Genomic DNA, 13,294 nt, shown 5'->3' with positions numbered 1-13,294 from the left:
GAGTTAAGATTGGTTTCAAACAAGTTCGACAAGACGCCTTTTGAAGCGGTTTTACATTCTCTACCAAAGGGCTATACCAACACTTTTTTGAGTGAATCTTTGCAAGTGAATCAAAATGCAGTTTTGGAAGTAGAAGTCCGAAATTATAAAAATCTCAAAGCAGCGCATATTTTGTGTTTTGTCCCAAAATTTGAATGTGAGATAGAGCTGCTAATCTTCCACCCAAAACCTTATCATAAGAGCATTTTTAAACCCGATTCCGTGTTAATTGTCAGTGGAAAACTCCAAAAAAATGCAGGATTTTATACTTTATTGCAACCCAAAGTCTTAAAAAATACAGGTGAAATCGTCTTGAATTTTGGCTTTAAAGGTATGAAAGAAAAGAGTGCGAGGGACTTTGCAAATGGGATTACTTTAGGATTTTTGCAAGAATCTTACTCCAAAGTGCCTTTGTGGGTTTTGGAATCTCTTGTAAAAATTTATCACCCAGACGAAAGATTTGTGCAAGATTTTGCAAAAAATCATAGTTTTTTTGGCAAATTTTTGGAGGCAATCAAGTTTGTTGAAATTTATGAATATATGCGTCTTTTGCGCTCAAAAAAGCGTTATTTTCCAAGCCTCACTCCACTAAATAATCCCATACAATCTTGGATTGAATCCCTGCCTTTTAAGCTTACCAAAGGACAAGAAAATGCAATTTGTGAGATTCAAGCTTCACTCCAAAGCAATCAATCTGCAAGACGCGTAATTGTTGGTGATGTGGGCTGTGGTAAAACAATCGTTATTCTAGCAAGTGTGATGATGGCTTATCCTCATCGCAGCGTATTGATGGCGCCCACTTCCATTTTGGCAAAGCAGCTTTTTGATGAAGCACAAAAATTTTTGCCAAATCACTTAAAAATCGCGCTCTTAACGCAAAGCGACAAAAAGGGTGATTTAGCGCAAAGCGATTTTCTCATCGGCACACACGCCTTGCTTTATCGGGATTTGAGTAATTGCGCGCTTGTGATGATAGATGAACAACATCGTTTTGGCACGGCACAAAGAAATACATTAGAAAGAATGTTTGAATGCGATTCTAAGCGTGCGCATATTTTGCAATTTTCTGCGACGCCGATTCCACGCACACAGGCGATGATAGAATCTAATTTTTTGGATTTTAGTTTTATCAAGGATTTGCCTTTCAAAAAAGACATTACGACGCGTATTATCTATAAAAACAATTTTAAAGACTTGTTGGAGCATATCAGACAAGAAATTGCACAAAAACATCAAATTGTTATTGTTTATCCTTTGGTAGAGGAGAGCGAAAATTCTAATTATACGGCGTTAAAAGAGGGTGAAGAGTTTTGGAAAAAGAATTTTGAGGGCATTTATAGCACATACGGCAAGGATAGAAATAAGGAACAGGTTTTGGAGGAGTTTCGTGAAAGGGGAAGGATTCTGCTTGCCACGACGGTGGTTGAGGTTGGAATCTCCTTGCCAAATTTAAGCACGATTGTGATTGTGGGGGCAGAGCGGTTAGGATTAGCGACTTTGCATCAGCTGCGTGGAAGAGTAAGCCGCAATGGTTTAAAGGGCTATTGCTTTTTATTTACCAAAAAACAAGGGGTAGAGAGATTGGAGCGATTTTGTCAGACGCAAAATGGCTTTGAAATCGCACAAATGGATTTGGAATATCGTAATGGAGGGGATTTGTTGAGCGGAGAGATTCAGAGCGGTAGGCAGTTTGCTTGGGTGAATTTGGGAAGTGATGAGCGGATTATCCAAGAAGCCAAAAGGGCGTTAGGTTCGTGAAATATGCTATAATTTTGCAAAATTCAATAAAAAGCGAGAAAATCCTTGCAGCGATTCAAACAAGAGAGGTGTTACGAATAGGCTAAAGATAAGCTCAAAAGAGTATTTATTTAAGATTCTTTTTACCTGTTAAGTTAAAAATTAATTTTACTTTTTTATAATTGAAGAATCCTAGAATCATAAATAAGGAGTAGAATATGAAAAAAATTGTTTTAGGAAGTTTATTTGCAAATTATTCTTGGACGAATAGTTGTCAGACAAATCATCAATCTATTTACCAAAATGCCGCTTGTAAAACTCTTGGTATTTGCAGTTGGAAATAACAAATGGTAGTGTATTCAGACGCTTGTAATAGAGTGATAGATATTACACTAGAATACCAAACAAACCTTTGCTTGAAATGCAGGAAAAACTTGCAGAAAATGGAGAGGAAAACACTAAAGAAAGCGAAAATAACGAGCAAGCAAAAACCTCTCAAACTCCTGCGGAGACAGAATCCCAACAGATCACTTTTCGTGTAAGTTTTAGCTTAGTAGTGTGATGTTCGCAAGATTTTATTAAGTTCAATTATATGGAATCCCGAAGTAGCGAAATTCCATATCCTCTTTTATTGCAGCTAAAGTTTAATAAATTTAAAGGAATCTTGCGCGCTTTGGCAGCTTAATTCCATTTTGCAGACTTTGATTCCCCTTTCGTTAAAAACGCGTGCGGTATTGGGGCAAGCTTTTTTGACAAGCACCACCGCACAATCCTTAATGATTTCACCTAGTATATTGTGTTCTTGTTTGTGTGCTATTCGTTCCTCTGCGCTCATTTCCTCATCTTTATGTGAGCAACCCTCGCTTGCTTCTTTGTTGCCGCGTGGATTCTCGCGCAACTCCAATAAATCAATCTTTTTGAACATTCCCGCACCTTTTTGCTCAAAGACGGCAAAAAAGGGCGTATGTCCTGTATTTCCAAAGATTTTTAAGCTTTCATCATAGACGGGCACAGCAATTTTCATTTAATTTCCTTATCCTCAAAATTTTGCGATTCTATATCCTCCAAATGTGCGTATTCAAAGAGGTTTTGTTCGTTAGGACGATGGGCGAATCGCTCCTCAAATTTTTCTGTTGGGACGTCCAAAATAAGCGCAAAATTATATTTTTCGTGGATTAATTGCTCAAACAATTCTTGATGATTTTCAAAGCAACGCACTTCTGCATAAGGAGCATAAATTTCTTGATAAATTTGCGGGACAAAAAGCATTAAACGCGCCCACTTAGCATACATTGTAAAGTATGCTAAATATTGTTCATAAAGATTGACGTCCATACAGGCAAGCAAGACTTTATTGGTAGCTCCGGGTTTGGAAATAAAACCACGCTCGTCTAAATACAAAGGTTTGAAGCTCGTGATTCCATTGAGATTGCCCATTTGCACTTCTAAGGAATATTCCTCACAGAATCGCGCCACACGTGCAAGAGGTTGGATAAAAAGTTTAGGCAAAGGAATCTCATAATCCAAAGTTTTGTAAAAGATTTTAATGCTAAAAAGGGAATAGGAATTAATCACAAAAGGCAAATTGGAATCTTCCATTTTGTCTTGGGATAGGAGTTTGATTTCTTGTTGATTTTTGGGCAGAGAATCCAGATTTAAACGCGCATTACAATACAAAATGTAGGCTACTTCACTTGTCAGAATATAACGCACAAGTTGGACGAGTGAGCCGCAATAACAACCTAAATTTTTCTTAGGCACAATGATTTGCGAGGCGATTTGATATTCATCAGGATTGAGTAGAAATAAAATCTTGTTTCCGACAATCAAATAATGGCGCGCGATTCGGATTAGGGATTGTTCTAAATCCTCTACACTAATCCAAGCGACTTCGGGGTCGCTCATCGCAATATTGCCACTAAAGAGAATCCCAAACGCTCCTCTTTGCACAGCTTCTTCAATCTCTTTTTGAACTTCTTGAGGAGATTTTTTAAGATGATTTGCTACGAATAAATCTCCTTGTTTGATTTCATTGACTTCATCACAGATTTGATTAAAAAAAGAAATACTTGGTTGGTTCAATAAAGTTCCAAAGGCAATTTCTACTATTTCATTGACACTAATTTGTATTTCCTTTCTTTTCATTGCGCGCTCCTCTTAGCTGATTGAACTCCCATTTTTCTTAGAATTTTGCGGAGTAATCAGTGTTAATCCTTTCTCATCTTTAGCAGCAAGAATCATTCCCTCACTTAATTCACCCATTAATTTTGCAGGTTTAAGATTGGCAAGCACGCACACTTGTTTGCCTATGAGGCTTTGTGGTGTATAATGGGCTTTGATTCCTGCTAGAATCTGACGCGCTCTCGCTTCACCTAAATCTACTTGAAGCTTTAAGAGTTTCTCGCTTTTGGGCAACTCCTCTGCGCTTAAAATTGTGCCTACCTTGATTTCTATTTTTGAAAAATCCTCTTTTAAAATTGGATTGGTGATTTCTAATGGAGTGTTTGCAGCGGGATTCTGCGAGTTTTTGGTTTCTTCTAATAAAATATTTTCTACTTTTGGGAATAATGCAGGAATCGCACAAAGTTGCATTTGTGGCAACAATCCTTTCTCAAGAACAAACTTTTGATAATTTTGCGATTCTGCTTTTAACCCAAACACACTAAGGATAGATTCGGCACTCTTTGGCATAACAGGAGAAAGACAGAGTGCGGATTTGATTAACAAGTTAGCAAGGAATACGAGCAGTTCTGCTACTTCTTCGTTTTTGCCTGCTTTAATGAGATTCCAAGGTTCTTTTTTTGCGATGATTCCATTTCCCAAACTAAAGAGTGTCCAGATTTCTTCTAAGTAACGATTGGTTTGCACTTCGTCCATATGGGTTTCTAGGCTTTCTAAGACTTTATTGATTTGAGAAAACTCCGCGCTATAATTTTTTTTGAGATTCTCCAAATCTACTTGTAAAGCATTATCAAAGTATTTTGCACTCATTCCCAAAAGGCGATTGAGTAGGTTGCCCAAATCATTGCTTAAATCTGAATTGATTCGCTCTATTAGAGATTTTTGAGAAAAATCCCCATCTTGTCCAAAAGACACTTCGCGCAAGACAAAATATCGGAAACAATCCAATCCATAAGCCTCTACTACTTCTTTTGGATTGACGACATTGCCGACACTTTTGCTCATCTTTGCACCCTCTTTAGTCCACCAGCCGTGCGCTGCGATGTGGTGCGGCAGAGGCAAATCTAGGCTCATCAAGAATGCGGGCCAATAAATTGCGTGGAATCGCAAAATGTCTTTTCCCACGATATGATAATTTGCCGCCCAAAAGTCTTTTCTATCCTCCAAATCATTATAGAATCCAAGTGCGCTTAGATAGTTTATTAATGCATCTAGCCATACATACATTACATGTTTTGCATTGCTAGGGTCTTGCTGAATGAGGCTTTGAGGGAGTTTAATGCCCCAATCAAAAGTTGTGCGTGTAATGGACAAATCCTCTAGCCCTTCTTTTACAAAGTTCATCACCTCGTTGCGACGAAATTTCGGCAAGATGAAGTTTGGATTCTCCTCATAAAACCTTAAAAGTCTCTCTTGATACGCACTAAGCTTAAAGAAATAGCTTTCCTCTTGCAATAAGGTGGTTTCTTTGCCACAATCTGGACAGCGATTCTCACCTACAAGCTGAAATTTTGTAAAAAAGGATTCACAAGAAATGCAATAATGTCCCTCGTATTTGCCTTTATAAATATCTCCTTTTTCAAACATTTTCAAAAAAGCTTCTTGTGCAGTTTGAATGTGGTAATCGTCTGTTGTGCGGATAAAATGGTTATAGCTGATTCCAAATTCGTCCCAGAGATTTTTGAAGTTTTGCGAAATCTCATCTACATATTCTTTTGGACTTCTCCCCTTTTTTTGGGCGGATTGTTCAATTTTTTGTCCGTGTTCATCTGTGCCTGTGAGGCAATAGACTTCTTTGCCTTGAAGTCTAGCAAAACGCGCGAGTGTATCCACAATGATGGTTGTATAAGCGTGTCCAATGTGGGGAATATCATTAACATAATAAATCGGCGATGTAATATAAAATTTAGAACTCAAAGCTGCCTCCATTTCCTCTATTCATACTCAAATAAACTGCGGCTACATATCCATTTCGCACGGAGCATTCTAATAATTCTGCGCAATTTAAACAGCTAGAGAATCCCTTACTTTTTTGGCAGGATTGAAGTGCAGTAAGTTGTTGCGTGAGATTGTCTTGCGTTTTTTGCTCAAAATCATTTTTTTTGGCACAATCCGCCACGCTTTTGCAAAACATACAGCTTGTCGTATTGTGGTTTGTTTGGCAGTCTTTTATTTCTTTAAGTGCAGATTCTATTTCATTTGCTGACAAATTCTATTTCCTCCAAGCTGCCAAAAAAGCAGGGTGTTGTATCGTGTAAATGTTTGGGCGTTAGTTCCAAAAGACGTTTTACCTCTGTTATATTGTGTGCATTTTCATTCACGCAGACCGCGCCACCGCCTGCTCTTTCAAAGATAAAGGCAAAAGGGAAAACTTCAAAAAGCATTCTAAGTTTGCCTTGTGGTGCATCACTCGTGCTAGGATAAGAGAAAATCCCACCACCTTTAACCAAAATATGATGTAAATCAGGCACCATTCCGCCACTATACCGCAAACGATAACCTGCATTAAAGAGGGATTCTATCTTTGCCTTATGCGAAAGACTCCAATTTTTCTGTGTGCCACCAGTTGCATTTAATTTACCTTTGTGCGAAAGTTTAAAGCATCTTTGTAAATCAAATGTTTTTCCATTATAGACAAAATAATCTACACCTTCTTTGAGGATAGAGGCAAATCCGATTCCAACTACCATACCATAGAGGATATATGCGCTTGCAACGAGATTTTGAGGTAGGAAATCTCCCTGATAGATTCCAAAAATACTTCCCACGCTCAAATTTGCTCCCATTAAGGAAGAGCCATCTAAAGGGTCATAAGCAATGCTGTAAATGCCCTCATCGTGAAGCTTGATTGCATTTTCTTGTTCTTCGCTGCAAATTTGTTGCACGATTTCTAAGTCTTTGAAAGCATTTTGTAGAATCGTATCGGCTTGAATGTCTGCTTCTAGCTGCGTATCTCCTGTCGCATTGGTGCTTTGTGTATATTCCCCTAAACTTTGTTTGAGGGTTTCATAAATCGGCAAACTCGCGCTTTGAATCCGTGCAAAAATCAATTCTAAATCACGCATCAATTCTGCGTTTGTCCTCATTTGTATCTCCAAAAATAACAAATTTGCGTATTATAGCCTAATTTTGTTAGGTTGGTAGCTATTTTAGGGCAATATTTATAGTTTTTTGCTACAATTTTAGCTTATTTTGATTTGAGGAGATTTAATGCTTGTTGCGCCAAGTATCCTTTCTGCAGATTTTGGAAAGTTAGAATCCGAAATCAAAGCCATTTGTGAAGCAGGCTGTGATTTCGTGCATATTGATGTAATGGACGGGCATTTTGTGCCAAATCTGACGCTTGGTCCTGTGGTGGTAGATTCTGTCGCAAAAGCAGCAAGCAAGCCGCTAGACATTCATTTAATGGTGCAAAACAATAGTTTTTTTGTAGAACTTTTTGCACCCTTTAAGCCCGAATTTCTATCTTTTCACATTGAAGAAGAAAAGCACGCAAATCGCTTGGCACAAAAAATCCGCGAATATGGCATTAAACCCGCAATTGTTTTGAATCCTCATACCCATTTGGACTCCATAGAATATTTGTTGGAGTTTGTAGATATGGTTTTGTTGATGAGTGTAAATCCCGGTTTTGGCGGACAGAAGTTTATCTCTAATGTGCTGGATAAAATTAAAAATTTAAAAGACAAAATAGAGTTGCGCAATCCAAATTGCCTCATTGAAGTAGATGGCGGTGTGTGTGATAAAAATATAGAATCTCTTAAAAATGCTGGGGCAGACATTGTTGTAGCTGGTAGCTATGTCTTTAGCGGAAATTATAAGGAGCGCATAGAGAGTTTGCGGTAAGTTGGGATTCCATTTGACTTGTTCTAAAGTGTAAGAGTGCAACGCACAATCTATCCCCCCAAATATCGCTTTTTAATGTCCTTGTCCTCCAAAAGATTGTCCGCTAAATCCTCCATTACGATTTTGCCATTTTCTAGCACATACGCGCGGTTAGCGACTTTGAGTGCGGCAAAGGCATTTTGCTCCACAAGTAGAATCGTAATGCCATTTTCGCGCAAGTTTAAAAGAATCTCAAAAAGCTCCCCTACGACTTTGGGTGCAAGCCCGAGACTTGGTTCATCAAGCATAAGCAATTTTGGCTCACTCATCAAAGCTCTTGCAATGGCGAGCATTTGTTGCTCACCGCCACTCATTGTGCCTGCCATTTGCTTTTGACGTTCTTTTAGGCGCGGGAAAAGTCGATACATTTTTTCGCGCATTACTTCAAAGTTTTCATCATTATGATACGCTCCCATACGCAAATTTTCATCTACGCTAAGGTTGGTAAAAACGCGCCTACCCTCTGGCACGAGTGCGATTCCGCGTTGGATAATCTTGTGTGTTGGAATCTTGGAAATATTTGCACCAAAGAATCGGACTTTACCTTTTGTTTTGACGCTATGCACGATTCCATTAAGGGTAGAGGTTTTGCCTGCACCATTGCTTCCGATTAAAGTAATAATCTCGTGTTCTTCAATATGGAAGTTAATTCCCTTTAAGCCCGCAATCAAGCCATAATGGACTTGTAGATTCTCAATTTGCAGCATAGAAATCTCCTAGATAAGCCGCAATTACTTCTTGGTTGTTAATCGCTTCATTGGGCGTTCCACTAAAGAGTTTTTTGCCATAGTCTAGCACCAAAACTTGCTCACAAAGCTGATTGACAAAGGGCATATCGTGTTCAATCAGCAAAATGCTTAAATCAAAATCTTTTTGCATTTTTAAAATCAATTCGCAAAGCTCTTGTGTCTCTTTGGGATTCATTCCTGCGGCTGGTTCATCTAACAACAAAAGTTTTGGATTGGTTGCTAAAGCTCTTGCGATTTCTACTTTACGACTATTGCCATAACTTAATGCGTTTGCATTGGCATTCCATTGGTTGCCTAGTCCAATATAATCTAAAATCCACCGCGCCTTTTCCTTAATGCGTTTTTCTTCTTTGAAATACCTTCCTACGCGAAAAGCTGCTTCAAAAAAACTATATTTTGCTTCATTGTGCAAGCCAATTAACACATTATCTAACACACTCATAGAGTTAAAGAGCCGAATGTTTTGAAAAGTGCGTGCGATTCCTAAATGGACAATCGTATTTGGTTTGTATTTGGAGATATTTTTGCCCAAAAAATGCACTTTTCCGCTGTTTGGCTTGTAATTTGCAGTGATGATGTTAAACATTGTTGTTTTACCTGCTCCATTTGGACCAATGAGCCCAAAAATTTGCCCTTGTTGCACATTGAAGCTTACATCATCAATCGCCTTTAATCCCCCAAAGGCAATACTGACATTTTCTAATTCTAAAATCGCCATTATTGTGCCTTTTTAAACCATCTTAGTTTGGTAGGATTCAAATCCCAAACTTCGCGCTTGCCCATAATACCCTCTCTAGCAAAAAGCATAATCACAAGCAAGATGAGCGAGAAAAATACCATTCTAAGACCCGGATAAGAGCCAAAATCCTTTCCAAAAAAGACTAAAGGTTGGTCTAAAAATCTAAGCCATTCTCCTCCGCCGATAACCAAAATCGCACCCAAAATCGCACCACTCGTGCTTCCTAAGCCTCCAAGCACGATGATGATTAAGAGCTGGAATGTAAGCTCAAACCCAAAGATTTTTGGGTCAATCGTGGTGAGCCAAACCGCCATTAATCCGCCTCCAATGCCCTCCAAAAATGCACTTGTGGAGAAAGCAAAAGTTTTGATTTTGAAAGTATTAATTCCCATTGCAATTGCGGCATCTTCATCGTCTCGTACTGCTTTCATTGCGCGTCCATACTTGGAATAGACGATTTGTAGGATTAAAATCACCGAAGCAGTAGCAAAGATTCCACTCCAAAAAAAGACCGTGATATTTGCTCCATTGCCAAAGGCGTGGATATAAAGAAAGTGAAAGAATCCTTGCAAGGGCGAATCACTCGCGCTAAGACTTAAAAGCAGCTTTTCTATCGCGCCGACAATGGAATCGTGATTATTTGGAATCTCGTTTAAGCCAATCGCGCCATTCGTCCATTCTGGATTGTTGATTGCTAGGATTTTGATAATAAAACCAAAGCCAAGCGTTACAATTGCTAAATAATCCCCGCGCACGCGAAATACAGGAAAAGAAAGCAGAACCGCAAGGATAGCTGCTACGATTCCACTGCAAAACAGAGCAGGCAATAACTCACTATACATACTTAAGATAAAAGGGTGAGGGTCTGCTAGCTGAAACATTCCCCATTTTAAATCCGAATCCAACAACATTAATGCGGTGATGTATGCACCAATCGCGACAAATCCATTTGGTTCTAGGGAGAGCTGTCCTGTTACACCATTAATCAGATTGTAACTTACCGCTAGAATGATAAAAATAAGAATATTGTTAAAGATTCTTAAGGCGTAATCTCCCAACAAACTTTGTGAAGCGAAAAGCACGCAAATGACTAATACATAAATGCTGCAATGGAATCCCAAAGTCGCAGTTGTTGGGCTATTTGTGTAAAGTTTTTTAAACATTTTTCAACCTAAAAACGACTTTTTTCTAAACGCCAATCGCCCATAATGCCGACAGGGCGAAAGAGCAATACAAGAATGAGGAAAAGGAATGCAAAAGCGTCCTTGTATCCTCCAAGGTCTGGAAAAAGTGCTACTGCCATAACTTCTGTAAAGCCCAAGATAAAGCCTCCAAGCACCGCTCCGCCTACGCTTCCGATTCCACCTAAAACCGCAGCAGCAAAGGCTTTTAAGCCAATTAGCACTCCCATAAGCGGGTCAATCGTGGGATAAGAAATTGCATAAAAAATTCCCCCAATTCCCGCTAAAGTGCTACCAATCGCAAAAACAATGGCAATAATATGATTTACATTGATTCCCATTAAGCGCACGGTGTTAATATCAAATGCGCTTGCACGAATCGCCATTCCTTGCTTTGTGTGATAGAGAAAACGCAAAAGTCCTCCTAAAAGCAAAAGCGTAACCAATGGAATGATTAATGTAATAATGGTCAAACTGATACCAAAAATATCTAAAGATTGCGAGAAAAATGCTGGAGCATTAAAGAATCTAGGTGTAGAGCCAAAGAGGACATTAAAAAGATTTTCCAAAAAAAAGCTTACACCAATTGCAGTAATTAGCATAGAGATTCTAGGCGCACTGCGTAAAGGAGTGTAGGCAATCTTGTCAATCATTACGCCTAGGATTCCACATAGGGCAATAGATAAAATCGCAGCAGCATAAAAAGGCAAATCAAAGGAGCTAATGGCAAAAAAAACGAGAAATGCTCCTACCATCATAATATCTGCGTGAGCAAAATTAATCAAACGCAAACAGCCATAAACCATTGTATAGCCAATCGCGATGAGTGCATACATACTGCCCAAGCTCAAGCCATTAATGCATTGCTGAAAAAAAGTTAAAAAGTCCAAACTTTAAACCTCAAAATTCACAGAATCTTATAAAATTTTATGGTTCAATCGTAGTTTTATAAACTAAATTACCACCTTGCACTTGATTAATTACTGCACTGCGGATAGATTCGCCATTTTGCAAAGAGAATTTACCACTTATGCCATCATAATCTTTGGCATTGCGAATTTTATCATTGATGCATTCGCGATTCTCCGCGCCACATTGTTCAATCGCAGCCACAGCAAGTCCATAAGCGTCCGCAAGCATAATGCTAAAGGAGCTTACAGGCTCATTATAAGTTTTTTTGTAATCTTTGATGAATTTTTCGCCTTTGGGGGTTTGTTTGGAGTTTGTAGAATAATAATCCGTTACCATATAACCTTCTCCCGCTTCTTTGGCGACATCAAAGAAAATTTTATTTGAAACTAAGCCATCTCCTCCAATGGTTGGGACATTTAATCCTAATTGCTTGGCTTGAACGGCAATCAATGCGCCCTCGTTATAATAAATTGGTAAATAAAGAACATCGGGATTCTTTGCTTTAATGCTTGAAATTTGTGCTTTGAAGTCTTTAGTTCCTGCTTGAGCATTGGCTTCAATAATGATTTCGCCACCTAAAGCTTTGAATTGATTTCTAAAAGCACGTGTAAGCCCGATAGAATAATCACTGCTATTGTCAAACAAAATCGCTGCTTTTTTTGCGCCCAAGTCTTTGAAAGCTAGATTTGCCGCGATGAGTCCTTGAAAGCTATCCGCAAAAGAGACACGAGAAACGAAATTTTTGCCTTTAGTTACGCGGTCGTTAGTCGCCACAGGAGCGATGAGAGGCGTTTTGCTATCGTCTGCAATTTTTGTCATTGCAAGCGCATTAGTAGAAATCATAGGACCAATAACAACGCTGACTTTGTCGCTTGAAACGAGCTTTTGCATTGCGTTTGCGGATTCTATTTTGTCGCTCTTATTGTCAATAAAGATAATTTTAATCTCATCTCCATTTTTGGTTTTACTCTGTGCCTTGTAAGCTAAGTCAATTCCGCGTTTGCCAAGTTCTCCAAACCCACCTACTGCACCACTTGCAGGTAAAACGACACCGATTTTTACTTCTCCTGCTAAAAGATTGCTAGCAAAGATTCCGCACGCCAAAGAGAGGGCTACAAAAGTCTTTTTCATTGAAAATCCTTATATTCAAAGATAAAAGCTAATCTTACAATTTTTTTTTTAAAAACGCATTAATTGTTTGTGGGGGTTGTTGTATTCTTGCAGAATCTCACAATGACAAGAGGTTTTTGTCATTGTGTTTTATATTGGGTTAGTTGTGTGGTTATTTTGCGTTTGCTTTAAGGTTTAAAGTGATTTTTACTTCATCGCCCACAGCATTATCTTTGAAAATATTGTGCCAAGAGACATCAAAATCACTTCTTAAAATTTTTGTAGTAGCATTAATATCTAAAGCTTTGCCATTTGGTTGGATTGTTGCATCAAGCACGATAGGCTTTGTTGTGGAACGAATCGTTAAATCCCCATAAATTTTACCTGCTTCAAATTTTGTCATTTTAAAAGTCATATTGGGGTATTTTTTTGCATCAAACATATCCTCTGCTTGCAAATGCGCGTCTCTTTTGGGGTTTGCAGTATCCACTGAAGTTATATCCACAACACCCTCTAAGACTTTTAAAGTGCTAGAAGCTTGGTCGTAATCAATCGTTGCGCTAAACTTATTGAATTTGCCATCTACTTGTGTGAGTTTGAGATGAGAAACGGAGAAATCTACTTTAGAGTTTGCTGAATCTAGTGCATAAGGAGCTGCAAGTGCTGGGAAACTAAGAGCTGCTGCTAAACTAAGAGAACAAAGAAACTTTTTCATTGAAAATCCTTTTGAAATTAAAATTTAAACTCTGAAATTATAGTCC

Annotated in this window: 15 protein-coding genes; 4 read left to right on the top strand and 11 right to left on the bottom strand. The window is 38.6% G+C overall.

Features of this window, described 5'->3' with window-relative positions; translation table 11 throughout:
* Positions 1 to 9: 9 nt before the first annotated feature.
* The 3 genes from recG to K2N75_RS02770 all read left to right on the top strand — a co-directional run bounded on the left by recG (position 10) and on the right by K2N75_RS02770 (position 2,338).
* Positions 10 to 1,797: an ATP-dependent DNA helicase RecG gene (gene recG / locus K2N75_RS02780; protein WP_297679332.1), complete on the top strand. Its 1,788-nt coding sequence runs from the start codon at positions 10 to 12 to the stop codon at positions 1,795 to 1,797.
* Between the two features lie 197 nt (positions 1,798 to 1,994).
* Positions 1,995 to 2,120: a hypothetical protein gene (locus K2N75_RS02775; protein WP_297679334.1), complete on the top strand. Its 126-nt coding sequence runs from the start codon at positions 1,995 to 1,997 to the stop codon at positions 2,118 to 2,120.
* Between the two features lie 68 nt (positions 2,121 to 2,188).
* Positions 2,189 to 2,338, top strand: a complete 150-nt coding sequence (locus K2N75_RS02770) for a hypothetical protein (RefSeq protein ID WP_300119922.1) — start codon at positions 2,189 to 2,191, stop codon at positions 2,336 to 2,338.
* Between the two features lie 75 nt (positions 2,339 to 2,413).
* Here K2N75_RS02770 and K2N75_RS02765 read toward each other — a convergent pair whose 3' ends face one another.
* From K2N75_RS02765 to K2N75_RS02745, 5 genes are read right to left on the bottom strand one after another with little or no spacing between them, the layout of a single operon-like run.
* On the bottom strand, positions 2,414 to 2,800 hold the full coding sequence (locus K2N75_RS02765; RefSeq protein WP_297679338.1) for a hypothetical protein: 387 nt from the start codon (positions 2,798 to 2,800) through the stop codon (positions 2,414 to 2,416).
* Positions 2,797 to 3,921: a hypothetical protein gene (locus tag K2N75_RS02760; RefSeq protein WP_297679340.1), complete on the bottom strand. Its 1,125-nt coding sequence runs from the start codon at positions 3,919 to 3,921 to the stop codon at positions 2,797 to 2,799. The genes K2N75_RS02765 and K2N75_RS02760 overlap by 4 nt, the downstream gene beginning before the upstream one ends.
* Positions 3,922 to 3,933: 12 nt before the next feature.
* Positions 3,934 to 5,886 (bottom strand): methionine--tRNA ligase, encoded by a 1,953-nt coding sequence (gene metG / locus K2N75_RS02755; protein ID WP_297679342.1) that lies wholly within the window; start codon positions 5,884 to 5,886, stop codon positions 3,934 to 3,936.
* Positions 5,864 to 6,166 carry a hypothetical protein gene (locus tag K2N75_RS02750; RefSeq protein WP_297679344.1) on the bottom strand — a complete coding sequence of 101 codons (303 nt, stop codon included), beginning with the start codon at positions 6,164 to 6,166 and terminating at the stop codon, positions 5,864 to 5,866. Before K2N75_RS02750 ends, metG begins: the two co-directional genes overlap by 23 nt.
* Entirely contained in the window at positions 6,153 to 7,043 is an 891-nt protein-coding gene (locus K2N75_RS02745) for a class 1 fructose-bisphosphatase (RefSeq protein ID WP_297679346.1), read from the bottom strand. The genes K2N75_RS02750 and K2N75_RS02745 overlap by 14 nt, the downstream gene beginning before the upstream one ends.
* A gap of 124 nt (positions 7,044 to 7,167) precedes the next feature.
* Between K2N75_RS02745 and rpe the strand changes: the two genes are divergently transcribed.
* On the top strand, positions 7,168 to 7,803 hold the full coding sequence (rpe, locus tag K2N75_RS02740; RefSeq protein ID WP_297679348.1) for a ribulose-phosphate 3-epimerase: 636 nt from the start codon (positions 7,168 to 7,170) through the stop codon (positions 7,801 to 7,803).
* Positions 7,804 to 7,853: 50 nt separating this feature from the next.
* Here the strand turns inward: rpe and K2N75_RS02735 are convergent, their stop codons facing one another.
* From K2N75_RS02735 to K2N75_RS02710, 6 genes are all read right to left on the bottom strand, one after another.
* The gene (locus K2N75_RS02735) at positions 7,854 to 8,549 is read right to left on the bottom strand and encodes an ABC transporter ATP-binding protein (protein WP_297679350.1); all 696 of its coding nucleotides are present in this window, start codon (positions 8,547 to 8,549) and stop codon (positions 7,854 to 7,856) included.
* Complete coding sequence (locus K2N75_RS02730; RefSeq protein ID WP_297679352.1) at positions 8,536 to 9,309, bottom strand: ABC transporter ATP-binding protein; 774 nt, start codon at positions 9,307 to 9,309, stop codon at positions 8,536 to 8,538. The genes K2N75_RS02735 and K2N75_RS02730 overlap by 14 nt, the downstream gene beginning before the upstream one ends.
* Positions 9,309 to 10,493 carry a branched-chain amino acid ABC transporter permease gene (locus K2N75_RS02725; RefSeq protein WP_297679354.1) on the bottom strand — a complete coding sequence of 395 codons (1,185 nt, stop codon included), beginning with the start codon at positions 10,491 to 10,493 and terminating at the stop codon, positions 9,309 to 9,311. Before K2N75_RS02725 ends, K2N75_RS02730 begins: the two co-directional genes overlap by 1 nt.
* 8 nt (positions 10,494 to 10,501) lie before the next feature.
* Positions 10,502 to 11,401 carry a branched-chain amino acid ABC transporter permease gene (locus tag K2N75_RS02720; RefSeq protein WP_297679356.1) on the bottom strand — a complete coding sequence of 300 codons (900 nt, stop codon included), beginning with the start codon at positions 11,399 to 11,401 and terminating at the stop codon, positions 10,502 to 10,504.
* Positions 11,402 to 11,438: 37 nt separating this feature from the next.
* Entirely contained in the window at positions 11,439 to 12,554 is a 1,116-nt protein-coding gene (locus K2N75_RS02715) for an ABC transporter substrate-binding protein (protein ID WP_297679358.1), read from the bottom strand.
* A gap of 151 nt (positions 12,555 to 12,705) precedes the next feature.
* Positions 12,706 to 13,248, bottom strand: coding sequence for a YceI family protein (locus K2N75_RS02710; protein ID WP_297679360.1), 543 nt, complete (start codon positions 13,246 to 13,248; stop codon positions 12,706 to 12,708).
* Between the last annotated feature and the right edge of the window lie 46 nt (positions 13,249 to 13,294).

The organism is Helicobacter sp. (assembly GCF_029067145.1).
Lineage (GTDB): Bacteria > Campylobacterota > Campylobacteria > Campylobacterales > Helicobacteraceae > Helicobacter_D.
This window is presented reverse-complemented; position numbering and strand designations above follow the sequence as displayed.

Bases quoted from the DNA above. Each gene is read 5' to 3' on its own strand.
- K2N75_RS02775 (WP_297679334.1), top strand. From the start codon at position 1,995: ATGAAAAAAATTGTTTTAGGAAGTTTATTTGCAAATTATTCTTGGACG.
- K2N75_RS02765 (WP_297679338.1), bottom strand. From the start codon at position 2,800: ATGAAAATTGCTGTGCCCGTCTATGATGAAAGCTTAAAAATCTTTGGA.
- K2N75_RS02760 (WP_297679340.1), bottom strand. From the start codon at position 3,921: ATGAAAAGAAAGGAAATACAAATTAGTGTCAATGAAATAGTAGAAATT.
- metG (WP_297679342.1), bottom strand. From the start codon at position 5,886: ATGGAGGCAGCTTTGAGTTCTAAATTTTATATTACATCGCCGATTTAT.
- K2N75_RS02745 (WP_297679346.1), bottom strand. From the start codon at position 7,043: ATGAGGACAAACGCAGAATTGATGCGTGATTTAGAATTGATTTTTGCA.
- rpe (WP_297679348.1), top strand. From the start codon at position 7,168: ATGCTTGTTGCGCCAAGTATCCTTTCTGCAGATTTTGGAAAGTTAGAA.
- K2N75_RS02735 (WP_297679350.1), bottom strand. From the start codon at position 8,549: ATGCTGCAAATTGAGAATCTACAAGTCCATTATGGCTTGATTGCGGGC.
- K2N75_RS02730 (WP_297679352.1), bottom strand. From the start codon at position 9,309: ATGGCGATTTTAGAATTAGAAAATGTCAGTATTGCCTTTGGGGGATTA.
- K2N75_RS02725 (WP_297679354.1), bottom strand. From the start codon at position 10,493: ATGTTTAAAAAACTTTACACAAATAGCCCAACAACTGCGACTTTGGGA.
- K2N75_RS02715 (WP_297679358.1), bottom strand. From the start codon at position 12,554: ATGAAAAAGACTTTTGTAGCCCTCTCTTTGGCGTGCGGAATCTTTGCT.
- K2N75_RS02710 (WP_297679360.1), bottom strand. From the start codon at position 13,248: ATGAAAAAGTTTCTTTGTTCTCTTAGTTTAGCAGCAGCTCTTAGTTTC.